Source organism: Arsenicicoccus sp. UBA7492 (assembly GCF_002479615.1).
GTDB lineage: Bacteria > Actinomycetota > Actinomycetes > Actinomycetales > Dermatophilaceae > Arsenicicoccus > Arsenicicoccus bolidensis.
Genome location: NZ_DLOE01000025.1, coordinates 8,351 through 25,463 on the forward strand (window position 1 = coordinate 8,351; position 17,113 = coordinate 25,463).

Here is a 17,113-nt window from a genome sequence, read left to right on the forward strand (position 1 = left end):
GTGGGGCCCTCCCGGCATACGAGGGGTGTGTCTGGCAGGGTGGCCCCATGGGGGAGATGATCGACGAACCGACCGACCTGGCCGCCGCGCTGAGGGAGCCGGAGCACCGGCCGAGCCCGCGGGCCAAGGTGCTGTGGCTGATCCACTCGGTGCTGGGATCGGTGCCTTTCCTGGTGGCGGTGGGCGCGTGGTGGTGGTTCGACGAGGAGCGCCGCACCTGGTCGACGTGGGCACTGGTCGCCCTGGCCGTGATCACCGTCGTCGACATGGTCGTGGTCCCACGCTGGCGTTATGCCGTGCACCGTTGGGAGTGCAGCCCGACCGCGGTGTTCACTCGCACGGGGTGGTGGACGCAGGAACGCCGCGTCGCCCCCATCTCGCGGGTGCAGACCGTCGACCTCGAGCGCGGACCGATCGCGCGGATGCTCGGGCTGGCCACCGTGACGGTGACCACGGCATCCTCCGCGGGGGCGGTCGAGCTGGAGGGGCTGGACCTGGCGACGGCGGAGCGCGTGGTGGCCGACCTGACCCGCATCACCGACCAGACGCCGGGGGACGCGACGTGAGCGACCCGACCGAGCGGACCGAGCCTGTCGAGCGCACGCCGACCGAGCGGACCGAGCCTGTCGAGCGCACGCCGACCGAGCGGACCGAGCCTGTCGAGCGCACGCCGACCGAGCGCGTCGAGACCGAGCGCGTCGAGACCGAGCGCGCCGAGACCGATCTGCAGGGCGGGCCGCCCGAGATCCCGTGGCGTCGGCTGAGCGCGCGGATGCTGCTGATCCACCCGCTGCGCAGCCTCAAGGAGCTGCTCCCCGCCGTGCTGCCGGCCTTGATCGTCGGCAACACGCGGTCCGACGGCGGCAACCATTGGTGGAACCTTGGCATCGGCGCCCTCGTGCTCCTCATCGCCGTCATCACCTGGGCGACCACGCGCTACCGCATCGCCGACGGACGCGTGCAGCAGCGCAAGGGGTTGCTCAAGCGCGAGACCCTGACGGTGCCCATCGACCGGGTGCGGTCGGTGGATCTGCAGGCGTCGCCGCTGCACCGGATCCTCGGCCTGTCGACCGCGCGGATCGGGACCGGGGTGGCCGGGGGCAAGCCCCTGGTCCTCGACGGTCTGACGTCCGCCGAGGCCGCGACGCTGCGCGCCGAGCTGCTGGTGCACCGCGGGTCGATCCAGGAGACGGAGGCGGCTGCCGCCGGGGCGGCCCTCGAGGGAGGCAGTGCCGCGGGGCCATCAGCAGGGTCGACGGCGGACGGGACGACGACTCACGTCACCGATGGCGAGCCAGGCGGCGTGCCGTCAGCGCCCGGCGCGCTGTCCGGCACCCAGGGCGTGCCCGTCGCGCCCGAGCCCGAGGTGCTGTCGCGCTTCGACGCCCGGTGGGTGCGCTATGCGCCGCTGTCGACCAGCGGGCTGCTGATCGCCCTGGCCATCATCGGCTTCGCCGGGCAGCTGAGCGGGCAGGTGCTGAGCGACGAGATCGTGGCGCAGGTGACGAGCGCGTCGGTGCGCTACGGCGTGGTGGCGCTGGTGGCGGCTGCGGCCGCCGTGGCGGTGGTGTTCGTGCTGGTCTGCGCGGTGGTGGCGTACGTCCTGGCCTACTGGGGGCACACGGTGACGCGCGAGGGCGATCGGCTGCACATCACGCGGGGCCTGCTCACCGTGCGGTCGACGACGCTCGATCTCGGGCGGCTGCGAGGCGTCGCCATGGGGGAGAGCCTGCTGATCCGGGCGGCCCGGGGCGCCAGCCTCAAGGCCGTGACCACCGGCATCGGCGGGGAGGGGGCTGACCAGGGCGTCGGCTCGAGCTCGGGCTCCGGCCTGCTGCCCCCGGCGCCCCGCCGCGACGTGCACGAGCTCGCGACCCGGCTGCTGGGCGAGGACCGGCTCGGCGTCCCGCTGCGCAGCCACGGTCCGGCCGCTCGGCGCCGCCGCTGGAGCCGGGCCCTGCAGGCGGGCGTCGCGCTGATCCTGCCGTCGCTCGTGCTGGTGCTGTGGCTGGGGTGGTCGTGGTGGTGGGTGGCCCCGTTCGCCATACCTCTGCTCCTGGCTCCCGGGCTCGCCGAGGACCGCTGGCACAACCTGGGGCACGCCGTCCTCGGCCGGCCGGGCGAGCCGCGGCAGCTGGTCACGCGCATGGGCAGCCTGCACCGGCGCACGGTCGCGCTCGACGCCGACGGCATCATCGGGTGGACGGTGCGCGAGACCTTCTGGCAGCGGCGGGTGGGGGTCGCGACGCTGGTGGCGGCGACGGCGGCGGGGTCGCAGCACTACGACGTGGTGGACGTGCCGACGGACCGGGCGTGGGAGATCGTGACGGACGAGCTGCCGCTCGGCCTGGACCAGACCCGCCGGGGGTAGAGGCATCAGCCTGGCGAACGAAGGCCGGTCGATGCCTCTACCGGGGGTAGGTCAGATCCAGGAGGGGAACCACATGCGGATCTGCCAGTCGGCGTACGGGATCACCTGGGCGGTGTAGACCGGCCAGAAGAACACGAAGCACGCCACGCACAGCGCCACGAAGGTCCCCGCGACGGTGAGGCCGGTGCGCCGCCGCGCGTCCGAGGCGTCCGGCCGCCCGATCACGAGGCCCAGCAGATGGGTCACGGCCAGCACCAGATAGGGCACGAACACCACGGCGTAGAAGGTGAAGATCGTGCGGTCCTGGTACATGAACCACGGGAGGTAGCCCGCCGCCACCGACACGACGATCGCGCCGGCCCGCCAGTCGCGCCGCAGCAGCCACATCACGAGCAGCACGACCAGGGCCGCGACGGCCGTCCACCACAGCAGGGGCGTGCCGACCGACGTGATCGCCTTGGCGCAGGAGTCGACGGTGCAGCCCTGCTCGCCGCGCTTGGGGTTCTGCCAGTAGAAGGACGTCGGTCGGCCCTGCAGGAGCCACGACCAGGGGTTGGACATGTAGGGGTGGGAGGCGGTGATGGAGCGCGCCGACGTGAACATGTCCTGGTGGTAGTGCAGCAGCGAGCGCAGCGCCCCGGGCACCCAGCTCCACAGCGGGTCGGCGGGGTGCGTGTCGGCCCAGTGCCGGCCGTAGCCGTTGTCGCTGCGGAGCCAGCCGGTCCAGCCCGCGAGGTAGGTGCTGACGATGATCGTCGTCATGGAGAAGAACGCGGTCACCCCGTCGACGAGGATCCCGTTGCGGGCCCAGTTGACCTCGCCGATCGCCCGCCGCGCCGACAGGTCCCAGGCGACGGTGAGCAGGCCGAACGCCGCGAAGTAGAACCCGCCGGACCACTTGGTCCCGATGGCCAGCCCGAGGCAGAGGGCGGCCACGAGCCGCCACGGCCGTATGCCGAGGCCGATGCGTCCGTAGGTGACGTCACGCCCCTGGGCGACCAGGGCGGCCGCCCGGTCGGCGAGCCGGCGGCGGGAGTGCTCGCGATCCGCCACCAGCGCGCAGAACGCCGCCAGCACCCAGAAGGACAGGATCATGTCGAGCAGCGAGGTCCGCGAGTGCACGAAGTGGTGGCCCTCGGTGGCCAGCAGGATCGCCGCGACCACCCCGAGCAGGGTGGAGCGGAACATCCGGCGGGCGACCAGCCCGATCATGAGGATCGACAGGGTGCCCATCAGCGCGACGGTGAAGCGCCACCCGAAGGAGCTGGTGGGGCCGAAGATCATCTCGCCGAGGGCGATGCACCACTTGCCGAGGGGCGGGTGCACGACGAAGTTGCCGGCGGTGCCGAAGACGTCGGTGGTGCCGTTGGTGAACGGCACGTCGTGGCTGGTGATCGAGGACTTGGGCGTCAGCTCCACGCCGCCCTTGAGCAGGCCGACCCCGTCCTTGACGTAGTACGTCTCGTCGAAGATCAGCTCGTGCGGACGGCCGACGTCCCAGAAGCGCAGCACGCCTCCGACCACGGTGACGAGGCCGATGAGCAGCCAGGCGCGGAGGGTGTCGGTGAGCGGCCGGCCGAGGAGTCGCTCCCGCAGCCGCAGGGCGAGGTCGGTCGGTGGCGTCACGCGCCTCATCGTAGGTGCACGGGGGTGCGATGATCGATGCGTGACACCCGCAGCCGACCCCACGCGCGACCTCCGTCGTTTCGCCTGGCTCTCGATCGCGGCGGCCATCGCGACCATCACCCTCAAGGCCGGAGCCTGGTTGCTCACCGGCTCCGTGGGTCTGCTGTCGGACGCCGCCGAGTCCATCGTCAACCTCGTCGCCGCCGTGGTCGCGCTCGTCGCCCTCACGGTGGCGGGGCGGCCGGCCGACGACGACCACCACTTCGGGCACGCCAAGGCGGAGTACTTCTCGGCGGCCGTCGAGGGCCTGATGATCTTCGTCGCCGCCGCGGTGATCCTCGTGACCGCGGTCGAGCGCTTCCTGCACCCGCAGCCGATCGACAACGTCGGGGTCGGCCTGGCCGTCTCGGTCGTGGCCTCGGTGATCAACGGGCTCGTGGCGATGGTGCTGGTGCGGGCCGGTCGCAAGCACGACTCGATCACCCTGCGCGCCGACGGCCAGCACCTGCTGACCGACGTGTGGACCTCCGTCGGGGTGGTGGCGGGTGTCCTGCTCGTCGCCCTGACGGGGTGGCAGCGCCTGGACCCGATCGTCGCCTTCCTCGTCGGCATCAACATCGTCCTGACCGGGGTGCGCCTGCTGCGCGAGTCCGTCGGCGGCCTGATGGACACGGCGCTGCCGGAGGAGCGGCACCGCGAGATCGCCTCGGCCCTGCTGCCGTTCGCGTCCGAGGAGGTCGACTTCCACGGACTCCGCACCCGCAAGTCCGGTCACCACGAGTTCGCCGAGCTGCACCTGCTCGTGCCCGGCCACTGGACCGTGCGGCGCGGCCACGACCTCACCGAGGACGTCGAGCAGCGCCTGCGCGCGACGATGCCCGAGCTGCGGGTCGTCATCCACCTCGAGCCCCTCGAGGACCCGCGGTCCTACGACGGCATGCCGGTGGAGCTGCCCGAGCTGCTCGAGGAGCCCGGGCGGCGGACCGACCTGGGGCGGGAGCGGTTCGTATGACGCCCGCAGCCGCCTCCCCTCGCAGCGGTTCCGCCGGGGACGGGGTGCTCGTCCTCGCCGCCACCCCGATCGGCGACCCGCGCGACGCCGCCCCGCGCCTGGCCGCCGAGCTGACCGACGCCGACGTCGTGGCCGCGGAGGACACCCGCCGCCTGCACCGCCTGTGCACGGCCCTCGGCGTCCAGCCGCGCGGTTCCGTCCTCAGCTATCACGAGCACAACGAGGCGTCCCGCACGCCCGACCTGCTGGCCCGGCTCGAGGCGGGGGAGCGGGTGCTCGTGGTGACCGACGCGGGCATGCCGTCGGTGTCCGACCCCGGCTACCGGCTGGTGGCGGCCGCGGTCGAGGCGGACGTCCGCGTGACCTGCGTGCCGGGACCGAGCGCGGTGCTGATGGCCCTGGCCGTGTCCGGGCTGCCCGTCGACCGGTTCTGCTTCGAGGGCTTCCTCGCCCGCAAGGCCGGGGAGCGCGCCCGTCACCTGGCCGAGCTCGTCGGCGAGCGCCGCACGATGATCTTCTTCGAGGCCCCGCACCGGCTCGACGCCAGCCTCGCGGCCATGGCCGAGGCCTTCGGCGGCGACCGGCGCGCGGCGGTGTGCCGCGAGCTGACCAAGACCTACGAGGAGGTCGTCCGCGGCCCCCTCGACGAGCTGGTCGAGTGGGCGCGCGGCGAGGTGCGCGGCGAGATCACCGTGGTCGTCGAGGGCGCGCCGGCCGTGGCCGTGCGGGCCGAGGACGCGGTGGCGCTGGTGCTCGAGCGCGTGGCCGCCGGCGAGCGCCTCAAGGACGCGTGCACCGCGGTCGCCGCGCAGACCGGCGCGGCCAAGAAGGCGCTCTACGACGAGGCGCTGCGCGCCCGGCATACGGACCGGTAGTCCCACGGGGCGAGACCTGCCGTCCGGGGCCTCGGTGAGGTGGGTCACGAAGGGCACCCTAAGCAGGGGAGACGTCAACGCAGCGTGCACCGCGATCGTTCCCGATCCGTGCTCTATCAGGGCGCGCCCCGGTCGGGCCCGTGCTGCGGCGAAGGGGTAAGTTTCACCCGTGGCTACTTCGACACTTCCCGCGAGGCAGGACACGTCGCGGCGCAGCAGCATCACCATGAAGGTCATCATGGCGATCTCGGGTCTGTTCCTCGTGTTCTTCGTCCTCTTTCACATGTACGGCAACCTCAAGCTGTTCGCGGGCCAGGCGGCCTTCGACGAGTACGCGCACCACCTGCGCACGATGTTCATGCCGATCCTCCCGCACTCGGGCTTCCTGTGGATCCTCCGGCTCACCCTGCTCGTCGCCGTCGTGGCGCACGTCTGGGCCGCGATCCAGCTGACCGGCCGGGCCCACGCGGCGCGCAAGGACCGGTATGCCGTCAAGCGCACCGTCCGCGCGACGCTGGCGTCCCGCACGATGCGCTGGGGCGGCGTGGCCCTCGTCGTCTTCATCGTCTGGCACCTGCTGCACTTCACGATCGCCAAGATCAACGTCAACAGCGGCTACTCCGAGGCCGACCTCATGGTCGGTGGCCACGAGAGCCCGTTCCTGCTGACGTTCGCCGCGTTCAGCACCTGGTGGATGACGCTGCTCTACCTCCTCGCCATGGTCGCGCTGGGGATGCACCTGCGTCACGGGATCTACAGCTCGATCCAGACGCTGGGCGGCACCAACACCAAGAAGGCCAACCGCACCGCCAACCTCGTCGCGATCGCCCTCGCGCTGGTGATCGCCGTCGGGTTCGCCGTGCCGCCGCTGGCCATCGTCCTCGGCATCATCGGGAAGTAGGACCTGAAGACCCATGACTGACAACCTGATCCACGGCATCTACCGCGAGGGCGAGCCGATCCAGGACACGGCGGCGCCCAAGGGCCCGATCGAGTCGCGCTGGACCCGCCACAAGTTCGAGACCAAGCTCGTCAACCCGGCCAACCGCCGCAAGCTCGACGTGATCATCGTCGGCACCGGCCTGGCCGGCGGCGCCGCCGCCGCCACGCTCGGCGAGGCCGGCTACAACGTCAAGGCGTTCTGCTACCAGGACAGCCCGCGCCGGGCCCACTCGATCGCCGCGCAGGGTGGCATCAACGCCGCCAAGAACTACAAGGAGGACGGCGACTCCGTGTACCGCCTCTTCTACGACACGGTCAAGGGTGGTGACTACCGCTCCCGCGAGTCCAACGTCTACCGCCTGGCCGAGGTGTCGGCGGCCATCATCGACCAGTGCGTGGCCCAGGGCGTGCCCTTCGCCCGCGAGTACGGCGGCCTGCTGGACAACCGCTCCTTCGGTGGCGTGCAGGTGTCCCGCACCTTCTACGCCCGCGGCCAGACCGGCCAGCAGCTGCTGATCGGCGCCTACCAGGCGCTCGAGCGTCAGGTCGCCGCCGGCGCGGTCAAGCAGTTCACCCGCCACGAGATGGTCGAGCTGATCGTCGTCGACGGCCGCGCCCGCGGGATCATCGCCCGCGACATGGTCACCGGCGAGCTCGAGACCCACCTGGCCGACGCGGTGGTCCTGGCCTCCGGCGGCTACGGCAACGTCTTCTTCCTGTCGACCAACGCCATGGGCTGCAACGTCACGGCGACCTGGCGCGCGCACCGCAAGGGCGCGCTGTTCGCCAACCCCTGCTACACGCAGATCCACCCGACCTGCATCCCGCAGCACGGCGACAAGCAGTCCAAGCTGACGCTGATGTCGGAGTCCCTGCGCAACGACGGCCGCATCTGGGTGCCCAAGCGCGCCGAGGACTGCGACAAGGACCCGCGCCAGATCCCCGAGGAGGACCGCGACTACTACCTGGAGCGGATCTACCCCTCCTTCGGCAACCTGGTGCCTCGCGACATCGCCTCCCGCCAGGCCAAGAACATGTGCGACGAGGGTCGTGGCGTGGGCCCGGCCATCGCCGAGGTCGGTCCGGACGGCGAGGAGCGCCAGGTGCGCCGCGGCGTCTACCTCGACTTCGCCGAGGCGATCTCGCGCATGGGCCAGGACGCGGTGTCCTCCAAGTACGGCAACCTGTTCGACATGTACGCGCGGATCACGGGGGACAACCCCTACGAGACGCCGATGCGCATCTACCCGGCCGTGCACTACACGATGGGTGGCCTGTGGGTCGACTACGACCTGCAGTCCAACATCCCGGGCCTGTTCGTGGCCGGCGAGGCCAACTTCTCCGACCACGGCGCCAACCGCCTGGGCGCCTCGGCGCTCATGCAGGGCCTGTCGGACGGCTACTTCGTCCTGCCCAACACGATCCGCGACTACCTCGCGGCCGGCCCGTTCCCCAAGGTCGACGCCGACGACAGCGCCGTGGCCGAGGCCGAGCGCTCCGTCAGGGACCGCATCGAGCACTTCCTCACGATCAACGGCACGCGGTCGGTGGACTCCTTCCACCGCGCGCTGGGCTCGATCATGTGGGAGTACTGCGGCATGTCCCGCACCGAGGAGGGCCTCAAGAAGGCCATCGGCATGATCCGCGACCTGCGCGCCGAGTTCTGGCGCGACGTGCGGGTCCTCGGCGAGGGCGACCGGCTCAACCAGGAGCTCGAGAAGGCCGGCCGCGTGGCCGACTTCCTGGAGCTCGGTGAGCTCATGTGCATCGACGCCCTGCACCGGCGCGAGTCCTGCGGCGGTCACTTCCGCGAGGAGTCGCAGACCGAGGAGGGCGAGGCCCTGCGCCACGACGACGAGTTCGCCTACGTCGGCGCGTGGGAGTGGGGCGGCCAGGACGGCGCCCCGACCCTGCACAAGGAAGACCTCGTGTACGAGTTCATCGAGCTGAAGCAGCGGAGCTACAAGTGAGAATCACCCTGAAGATCTGGCGCCAGGCGGGCCCCGCCGCCAAGGGCGCGCTGGCGACCTATCAGCTCGACGACATCTCCGAGGACATGTCCTTCCTCGAGGTGCTCGACGTGCTCAACGAGACCCTGATCGCCTCCGGCGAGGAGCCGGTTGCCTTCGACAGCGACTGTCGCGAGGGCATCTGCGGGCAGTGCGGCGTGGTCATCAACGGCCAGCCCCACGGCCCGGAGGTCACCACCTCCTGCCAGCTGCACATGCGGTCCTTCTCCGACGGCGCCGAGCTGACGGTCGAGCCGTGGCGCGCCACGGCCTTCCCCGTGATCCGCGACCTCGTCGTGGACCGCTCGGCGTTCGACCGGATCATCCAGGCGGGCGGCTTCATCGGCGCCAACACCGGGTCGGCCCCCGAGGCCCACTCGGTGCCGGTCCAGAAGCGCAAGGCCGACCGGGCGTTCGAGGCGGCGGCGTGCATCGGGTGCGGCGCCTGCGTCGCGGCCTGCCCCAACGCCTCCGGCATGCTCTTCATGGGCGCCAAGGTCACGCACCTCGGCGAGCTGCCGCAGGGCCAGCCCGAGCGCTGGTCCCGCGTCGCCGCGATGGTCAAGCAGCACGACGCCGAGGGCTTCGGCGGCTGCACCAACATCGGCGAGTGCTCCGCGGCCTGTCCCAAGGAGATCCCGCAGGACGTCATCTCGACGCTCAACGCGGACTTCCGCAAGAGCAAGGGCGGCAAGCGCTGACCACGCGCGCCTCGCCCGCACCACCGCGTGCGTCGTCCCCCCGGTAGCCACCGGGACGGCACACGCCCGACGGCCCGTCCTCCCCCTGCCGGGGGAGCGGCGGGCCGTCGGCGTTCCGGCGCCGGTGGCGCCCGCGAGCGCCGGTGGCAGCCGCCAGCGCCCGTGGCATGCTGCAGCTCACCACGGACACCGGCCGGACCCACCGGGGAGGTGCGGCGCCACGGACGACGGTCGACACCGCTGGCGCAGGCCGTCCTGGCCGGTGCACAACCCGACCCGCAGGGCAGCACGTGCGGCGCGCCCTCGCCCCTCGCCCCTCGCCCGCTCGTGCCGGCTGCCGCTCGGCGGACTACGGTTGCGCCCATGGACCAGACCTACCCGAGGCAGTCACATCGACCGGCCTTCGCACCCCAGGCTGACGTGACTACCTCGGGCAGGTCCGTCGTCGCGGTGCTCAACGGCCCCAACCTCAACCTCCTCGGCACCCGCAACCCCGAGGTCTACGGCCGCGACACCCTCGCCGACGTCGAGCGGCGGTGCGAGGAGCGGGCAGCGTCATACGGCCTGGTCGCCGACTGCCGCCAGTCCAACCACGAGGGCGTCCTCATCGACTGGGTCCACGAGCTCCGCACGAGCTGCATCGGGCTGATCATCAACGCGGGCGGCTACACCCACACGAGCGTGGCCCTGCGCGACGCCCTCGAGACGGTCGAGGCGCCGGTCATCGAGGTGCACATCAGCGACATCCACGCGCGCGAGGAGTTCCGCCACCACTCCTACGTCGAGCAGGTCGCCGCCGCGCAGATCGCCGGCCACGGGATCGCGGGCTACGAGGAGGCGATCGACCTGGTCGCCCGGCTGGCCGGGGATCAGACCGACCAGCCCGTATGACGTCCCGCCCCGGCCCCACGCATGGGTCCTGACCAGCGGGCGACGGTGAGAGCGGCACCGGCGCGACCACTAGACTCGTGCCTCATGAGCAAGGTCCTGTCAGCAGTTGCCTGGCCGTACGCCAACGGCCCCCGTCACATCGGTCACGTCGCGGGCTTCGGTGTCCCCTCCGACGTCTTCAGCCGCTACATGCGGATGGCGGGCCACGACGTGCTGATGGTGTCCGGCACCGACGAGCACGGCACCCCGATCCTGGTGGCCGCCGACAACGCCGGGGTCACGGCGCAGGAGCTGGCCGACAAGAACAACGCGGTCATCGTGCAGGACCTCGTCGACCTGGGCCTGTCCTACGACCTGTTCACCCGCACCACGACGCGCAACCACTACTCCGTCGTGCAGGAGCTGTTCCGCGTCTGCCACGCCAACGGCTACATGGTCGAGGAGACCACCAAGGGCGCGATCTCCCCGAGCACGGGCCGCACCCTGCCCGACCGCTACGTCGAGGGCACCTGCCCGATCTGCGGCTTCCCCGACGCGCGGGGCGACCAGTGCGACAACTGCGGCAACCAGCTCGACCCGACCGAGCTGATCGACCCGCGGTCCAAGATCAACGGCGAGACGCCGCAGTTCGTGGAGACGCAGCACTTCTTCCTCGACCTGCCGTCGCTGGCCGAGGCGCTCAAGGTCTGGCTCGACGACCGCGAGGCGACCGGCACCTGGCGCCCCAACGTCATCAAGTTCTCCCAGAACCTCCTCAAGGACGTCCGTCCCCGCGCGATGACGCGCGACATCGACTGGGGCATCCCGGTGCCGCTGGACGGCTGGCGCGACCAGCGCACCAAGCGGCTCTACGTCTGGTTCGACGCGGTCATCGGCTACCTGTCGGCGAGCATCGAGTGGGCGCGGCGCGTGGGCGACGAGGAGCGCTGGCGCGAGTGGTGGAGCGAGGAGTCCGACGCCCGCTCCTACTACTTCCAGGGCAAGGACAACATCACCTTCCACTCCCAGATCTGGCCGGCCGAGCTGCTGGCCTACGCCGGTCGGGGCGCCAAGGGCGGCGAGCCCGGCGTGTTCGGCACCCCCACCCTCCCCACCGAGGTCGTCGCCAGCGAGTTCATGACGATGGAGGGCAAGCAGTTCTCGTCCTCGCGCGGCGTCGTGATCTACGTCGGGGACATGCTCAGCCGCTACCAGCCGGACGCGCTGCGCTACTTCATCTGCGCCGCCGGCCCGGAGAACCAGGACAGCGACTTCACCTGGGCGGAGTTCGTGCAGCGCACCAACTCCGAGCTCGTCGCCGGCTGGGGCAACCTGGTCAACCGCACGGCCAGCATGATCGCCAAGAGCTTCGGCGAGATCCCGGCGCCGGGGCCGCTGGAGCCGGTCGACCAGGACATCCTCGACGAGGTCGCGCGCGGGTTCGACACGGTCGGGGACCTCATCGCCCACCACCGCCAGAAGGCCGGCATCGCCGAGGCCATGCGGATCGTCGGCGAGGTCAACACCTATGTCTCGCGGACCGAGCCGTTCAAGCTCAAGGGCGAGGACCAGCGCGAGCGCCTCGGGACCGTCCTGCACACGCTGGCCCAGTGCGTCCACGACTGCAACACGATCCTCGCGCCGTTCCTGCCGCACGCGTCCAACCGCGTGTGGGCGACCTTCGGCGGCGAGGGCGAGTTCATGCCCATGCCGCGGATCGAGCACGTCGAGGACCTCGGGCCGGTCACCACGGCGGCGGTCGACCCCTCGATCGCCTCCGACGAGCTCCGCGTCTACCCGATCATCACGGGCGAGTACTCCTCGACCCCGCGCTGGGAGCGGCGTCCTGTCACGGTCGGCGCCCCGGTGGCCAAGCCCACCCCGGTCTTCGTCAAGCTCGACCCCTGCGTGGTCGAGGAGGAGATGGCCCGTATGACGGGCGCCTCCGGCGCCGACACGACCGCCGCCGACGCGACCGGTGACGTCGCGGCCGCCCCGGCGCAGGGCGGGGCCCAGGCATGACGGACGGCAGCGGTCACGGCGCCGGGCAGGACCGCGGCGCCCCGCCGCCCCTGCCCGACCCGCTGCCGCTGCCCGTCGTCGACAACCACACGCACGTCGACATCGCCCGCGACGGCGGCGACCGCCCCGACCTCACCGAGGTGATCCGCCAGGCGCGCAGCGTCGGCGTCGACCGCCTCGTGCAGATCGGGTGCGACCTCGCGGCGGCGCGCTGGACGGTCGAGACCGCGGTGACCCACCCCGCGGTCATCGGTGGCGTCGCGCTGCACCCCAACGAGGTCCCGCCCCTCGCGGCGCGGGGCGACCTGGCTTCGGCATACGCCGAGATCGAGCGACTGGCTCAGCACCCGCGGGTGCGGGTGGTGGGCGAGACGGGTCTCGACTACTTCCGCACGGGCCCGGAGGGGCAGGGCGTGCAGCACGAGTCCTTCCGCTGGCACATCGATCTCGCCAAGCGGCTCGGCAAGGCGCTGCAGATCCACGACCGCGACAGCCACGAGGACGTGCTGCGGATCCTCGCCGAGGAGGGCGCACCGCCGGTGACGGTGATGCACTGCTTCTCCGGCGACATCACGATGGCGCGCGAGTGCGTCGAGCGCGGCTACTACCTGTCGTTCGCGGGCACCGTGACCTTCAAGTCCGCCAAGTCGCTGCGCGACGCCCTGTCGATCGTGCCGCTGTCGCAGGTGCTGGTCGAGACCGACGCGCCCTACCTCACGCCGCACCCGCACCGCGGCGCGACCAACGCGCCCTACCTCGTCCCGGTCACGCTCCGCTCGATGGCGACCACGCTCAACGTCGACGTGCCGACCCTGTGCCGCGCCGTGTCGGACAACGCCGAGCGCATCTACGGAGGCTGGTCGTGACCGACGCCCCCGCCTCCGGCCTGCTCGGGCCGGTCCAGATCCGCGAGCTCGCCACCCGGCTCGGGGTGCGCCCCACCAAGCAGTGGGGCCAGAACTTCGTGCTCGACGCCAACACCGTCCGGCGCATCGTGCGGCTCGCCGGGGTGGGGCCGGACGACGTCGTCGTCGAGGTCGGGCCGGGCCTCGGGTCGCTGACCCTCGCGCTGCTGCCCGAGGTGCGCCAGGTCGTCGCGATCGAGGTCGACCCGGCGCTCGCCGCGGCCCTGCCGGACACCGTCGCCGCCACCAACCCCGCTGTCGCGCACAAGCTCTCGCTGGTGCAGGCCGACGCCCTCACGGTCCGGTCGCTGCCCGACCCGCAACCGACGGCGCTCGTGGCCAACCTGCCCTACAACGTGTCGGTGCCCGTGGTCCTGAGCTTCCTCGAGGCCTTCCCGACGCTCGAGCGCGTGCTCGTCATGGTGCAGCTCGAGGTCGCCGAGCGTCTCGCGGCCGGGCCGGGGTCCAAGACCTTCGGCGTCCCCTCGCTCAAGGCGTCCTGGTACGCCGACGTCCGCCTCGTCGGCACCGTCGGCCGCACGGTCTTCTGGCCCGCCCCCAATGTCGACAGCGGCCTGGTCGAGCTGGTCCGCCGCCCGACGCCGGTCATCGAGGGCGACCAGCCCGAGCGCAGGGACGTGTTCCGCGTGATCGACGCGGCCTTCCTGCAGCGCCGCAAGACGCTGCGCGCGGCCCTCGGCGGGTGGGCCGGCTCCACGGCACGCTCCGAGGCGATCCTGCGCGCCGCCGGCGTCGACCCCCAGGCCCGCGGCGAGGCGCTCGACATCGAGGCATTCACCCGCGTCGCGGCGGCCGCCCGCACGGTCCCCGCGTGATCCGCCGTCACCTGCGCGTCCGGCCCGGGTGTGGGTAGGGTGCGAGACATGCCGTCCCTGCCCGAAGCCGTCACCGTGCGCGCCGCAGCCAAGGTCAACCTCGAGCTGCTGGTCGGTCCGCGCGACGCCTCGGGCTACCACGCCCTCGCGACGGTCTTTCAGGCCGTGAACCTGTATGACGACGTCACCGTCCGCCGCGCCCGGCGCTGCTCGCTGACCGTGGCCGGGCGCGACGCCGAGCACGTGCCCACCGACGAGTCCAACCTCGCCTGGCGCGCCGTCATCGCGGTCGGCGAGGGGCACCCCGTGGCGGGGCCCGTCGCCATCTCGATCGCCAAGGACATCCCGGTGGCCGGGGGTATGGCGGGCGGGTCGGCCGACGGCGCCGCGGCCCTCGTCGCCGCCGACGCGCTGTGGGGCGTGGGCCTCAGCCGCACCGAGCTGCACCGGCTGGCCGCCGGTCTCGGGGCGGACGTGCCGTTCTCGGTCCTCGGGGGCACGGCCATCGGCACGGGGCGCGGCGACGAGCTGGCGCCGGCCATGGCGCGCGGCAGCTATCACTGGGTCTTCGCGTTCAGCGACGAGGGACTCTCCACGCCGCGGGTGTTCGCCGAGCTCGATCGGCTGCGCGCCGAGCGGGGCGAGGACGCGTCAGCGCCGGCTCAGCAGCAGCCCGAGCCGGAGGTCTCCACCGCGATGATGACCGCGCTGCTCTCCGGCGACGCCGAGGCCGTTGGCCAGGCCATGCACAACGACCTGCAGGAGGCCGCGCTGTCCCTGCAGCCCCGCCTCGTCGACACCCTCGCCATCGGCCAGGAGTGCGGCGCCCTCGGCGGCATCGTCAGCGGCAGCGGCCCGACCTGCGCCTTCCTCGCGGCCTCGCACGAGCACGCGCTCGACCTGGCCGTCGCGCTGACCGCGTCGGGCGTGGCCTCCGACGTGCGCCGCGCCCAGGGCCCGGTCCCCGGTGCCCGACTCATCCACCCCGGCAAGGAGCAGTGACCAGCAGGTGGCCAACCTCGTCTCCGTCGAGCACGCGACCCTCGCGCTCGGCACGACGCTCGTCCTCGACGACGTGTCCCTCGGCGTCAGCTCCGGCACGCGCATCGGCATCGTCGGCCGCAACGGCGGCGGCAAGTCCACCCTGCTCAAGGTGCTCGCCGGACGTCTGCCCGTCGACGACGGTCGGGTGGCCCACACCGGTGGCCTGACCGTCGGGATGCTGAGCCAGGACGACACCCTGGACCCGACGCACACCGTGCGCGAGGCCGTGCTCGGGGGCCTGGCCGAGCACGAGTGGGCGGGCGACGCGCGCGTCCGGGACGTCCTCGACGGGCTGCTCGGCGGCGTCGCGGCGACCAACGTCGGTGGCCTGGACGCGATCGTCGGCCCGATGTCCGGTGGCGAGCGTCGCCGCCTGGCCCTGGCCGCCCTGCTCGTCGCCGACCCCGACCTGCTCATGCTGGACGAGCCGACCAACCACCTCGACGTCGAGGGCGTCGCCTGGCTCGCCCGACACCTGTCGACCCGTCGCACCCGCGCCGACAGCGCGCTCGTCACCATCACCCACGACCGGTGGTTCCTCGACGCCGTGGCCACCGACACGTGGGAGGTCGTCGACGGCACCGTCAACGCCTACGAGGGTGGCTACGCGGCCTTCGTCCTCGCCAAGGCCGAGCGCTCGCGCGTCGCCGCCGTCACCGAGGAGCGCCGCAACAACCTGCTCCGCAAGGAGCTGGCCTGGCTGCGCCGCGGTGCGCCGGCCCGCACCTCCAAGCCGCGCTTCCGGATCGAGGCGGCCAACCAGCTGATCGAGAACGAGCCGCCGCCCCGCGACGACGTCTCCCTCATGCGCTTCGCCACGACACGGCTCGGCAAGGACGTCATCGACCTCGAGGACGCGTCGGTCCGGCTGGGGGACAAGCAGATCCTCGACGACGTGACCTGGCGCCTCGGACCGGGCGACCGCATCGGCATCGTCGGCGTCAACGGCGCCGGCAAGTCGACCCTGCTGCGCGTCGTCACCGGCGACCTGCCCCTGGACGCGGGACGCCGCAAGCAGGGCAAGACCGTCGCGATGGCCTTCCTGTCCCAGGAGGTGCGCGAGCTCGAGCGGTTCGCCGACTGGCGGGTCATCGAGGCGATCGAGGACGTCAAGAAGTTCACGATGCTCGGCGGCAAGGAGGTCAGCGCCTCGTCTCTCGCCAAGCAGCTCGGCTTCACCGGTCAGCGCCAGCAGACCCGCGTCGCCTCCCTGTCCGGAGGCGAGCGCCGCCGCCTGCAGCTGCTGCGCCTGCTCATGGCCGAGCCCAACGTCCTGCTCCTCGACGAGCCCACCAACGACCTCGACATCGAGACCCTCCAGTCCCTGGAGGACGTCCTCGACGGCTGGGCCGGCACCCTGCTCGTCGTCTCCCACGACCGCTACCTGCTGGAGCGCATGTGCGACCAGCAGATCGCGCTGCTCGGCGACGGTCGCCTCCGTGAGCTGCCCGGCGGCGTCGAGCAATACCTTGAGCTGTATGCCGCCCAGCAGGCCGCCCGCTCGCGGGGACCGGCCAACCCGGCGACCCCGACGGGCGCGGTCTCCCACGACGGCGGCGGCGGGTCGGCCTACTCCGCCGCCGAGGTCCGCGAGGCGCGCAAGGAGATGGGCCGCCTCGAGCGCCAGATCGCGCGGCTCGAGTCCGAGCAGACCCGGCTCCACGACGACATGGTGGCCCGCGCCACCGACGCGTCAGCGGTGCGTGAGCTCGACATCCGGCTGCGCGAGGTCGTCGACCAGCGCGAGGAGCTCGAGATGGCCTGGCTCGAGGCCGCCGAGATCGCCGACTGACCACCACCCCTCCACCACCGGCGCGGGGATCCCGCCCGTCCACGCGTCAGCGTTCGTGAGCTGGGAGCTCAGTTCGGGTCGTCCGGAGGTGCGTGGGCGGCACTTTGT

Annotated in this window: 14 protein-coding genes; 13 read left to right on the top strand and 1 reads right to left on the bottom strand. The window is 72.2% G+C overall.

Annotated elements, in window-relative coordinates:
- The coding region (locus B4E97_RS06710) for a PH domain-containing protein (protein ID WP_286959164.1) at window positions 1–566 on the top strand (566 nt) is incomplete at its 5' end.
- A complete protein-coding gene (locus B4E97_RS06715; RefSeq protein ID WP_286959165.1) occupies window positions 563–2,371 on the top strand; it encodes a PH domain-containing protein in 1,809 nt (602 codons plus the stop codon). The genes B4E97_RS06710 and B4E97_RS06715, both read left to right, overlap by 4 nt.
- 51 nt (window positions 2,372–2,422) lie before the next feature.
- Here B4E97_RS06715 and B4E97_RS06720 read toward each other — a convergent pair whose 3' ends face one another.
- The gene (locus B4E97_RS06720) at window positions 2,423–4,006 is read right to left on the bottom strand and encodes a dolichyl-phosphate-mannose--protein mannosyltransferase (RefSeq protein ID WP_376786262.1); all 1,584 of its coding nucleotides are present in this window, start codon (window positions 4,004–4,006) and stop codon (window positions 2,423–2,425) included.
- Between the two features lie 31 nt (window positions 4,007–4,037).
- Between B4E97_RS06720 and B4E97_RS06725 the strand changes: the two genes are divergently transcribed.
- The 11 genes from B4E97_RS06725 (at window position 4,038) to B4E97_RS06775 (ending at window position 17,005) form a co-directional block, all read left to right on the top strand.
- On the top strand, window positions 4,038–5,009 hold the full coding sequence (locus tag B4E97_RS06725) for a cation diffusion facilitator family transporter (protein ID WP_286958084.1): 972 nt from the start codon (window positions 4,038–4,040) through the stop codon (window positions 5,007–5,009).
- A complete protein-coding gene (gene rsmI / locus B4E97_RS06730; RefSeq protein WP_286958086.1) occupies window positions 5,006–5,884 on the top strand; it encodes a 16S rRNA (cytidine(1402)-2'-O)-methyltransferase in 879 nt (292 codons plus the stop codon). The genes B4E97_RS06725 and rsmI overlap by 4 nt, the downstream gene beginning before the upstream one ends.
- 226 nt (window positions 5,885–6,110) lie before the next feature.
- Window positions 6,111–6,785: a succinate dehydrogenase cytochrome b subunit gene (locus B4E97_RS06735; RefSeq protein ID WP_286959167.1), complete on the top strand. Its 675-nt coding sequence runs from the start codon at window positions 6,111–6,113 to the stop codon at window positions 6,783–6,785.
- Between the two features lie 13 nt (window positions 6,786–6,798).
- On the top strand, window positions 6,799–8,796 hold the full coding sequence (locus B4E97_RS06740) for a fumarate reductase/succinate dehydrogenase flavoprotein subunit (protein ID WP_029211869.1): 1,998 nt from the start codon (window positions 6,799–6,801) through the stop codon (window positions 8,794–8,796).
- Complete coding sequence (locus B4E97_RS06745; protein ID WP_029211868.1) at window positions 8,793–9,536, top strand: succinate dehydrogenase/fumarate reductase iron-sulfur subunit; 744 nt, start codon at window positions 8,793–8,795, stop codon at window positions 9,534–9,536. Before B4E97_RS06740 ends, B4E97_RS06745 begins: the two co-directional genes overlap by 4 nt.
- 363 nt (window positions 9,537–9,899) lie before the next feature.
- Window positions 9,900–10,427, top strand: coding sequence for a type II 3-dehydroquinate dehydratase (gene aroQ, locus B4E97_RS06750; protein ID WP_084412796.1), 528 nt, complete (start codon window positions 9,900–9,902; stop codon window positions 10,425–10,427).
- Between the two features lie 84 nt (window positions 10,428–10,511).
- Window positions 10,512–12,428 carry a methionine--tRNA ligase gene (gene metG, locus B4E97_RS06755; RefSeq protein ID WP_286958105.1) on the top strand — a complete coding sequence of 639 codons (1,917 nt, stop codon included), beginning with the start codon at window positions 10,512–10,514 and terminating at the stop codon, window positions 12,426–12,428.
- Window positions 12,425–13,294: a TatD family hydrolase gene (locus B4E97_RS06760; protein ID WP_286958107.1), complete on the top strand. Its 870-nt coding sequence runs from the start codon at window positions 12,425–12,427 to the stop codon at window positions 13,292–13,294. Before metG ends, B4E97_RS06760 begins: the two co-directional genes overlap by 4 nt.
- Window positions 13,291–14,169 carry a 16S rRNA (adenine(1518)-N(6)/adenine(1519)-N(6))-dimethyltransferase RsmA gene (rsmA, locus tag B4E97_RS06765; protein WP_286958111.1) on the top strand — a complete coding sequence of 293 codons (879 nt, stop codon included), beginning with the start codon at window positions 13,291–13,293 and terminating at the stop codon, window positions 14,167–14,169. The genes B4E97_RS06760 and rsmA overlap by 4 nt, the downstream gene beginning before the upstream one ends.
- A gap of 48 nt (window positions 14,170–14,217) precedes the next feature.
- Entirely contained in the window at window positions 14,218–15,171 is a 954-nt protein-coding gene (locus B4E97_RS06770) for a 4-(cytidine 5'-diphospho)-2-C-methyl-D-erythritol kinase (protein WP_286958116.1), read from the top strand.
- A gap of 7 nt (window positions 15,172–15,178) precedes the next feature.
- On the top strand, window positions 15,179–17,005 hold the full coding sequence (locus B4E97_RS06775; RefSeq protein ID WP_286958119.1) for an ABC-F family ATP-binding cassette domain-containing protein: 1,827 nt from the start codon (window positions 15,179–15,181) through the stop codon (window positions 17,003–17,005).
- Window positions 17,006–17,113 lie beyond the last annotated feature (108 nt).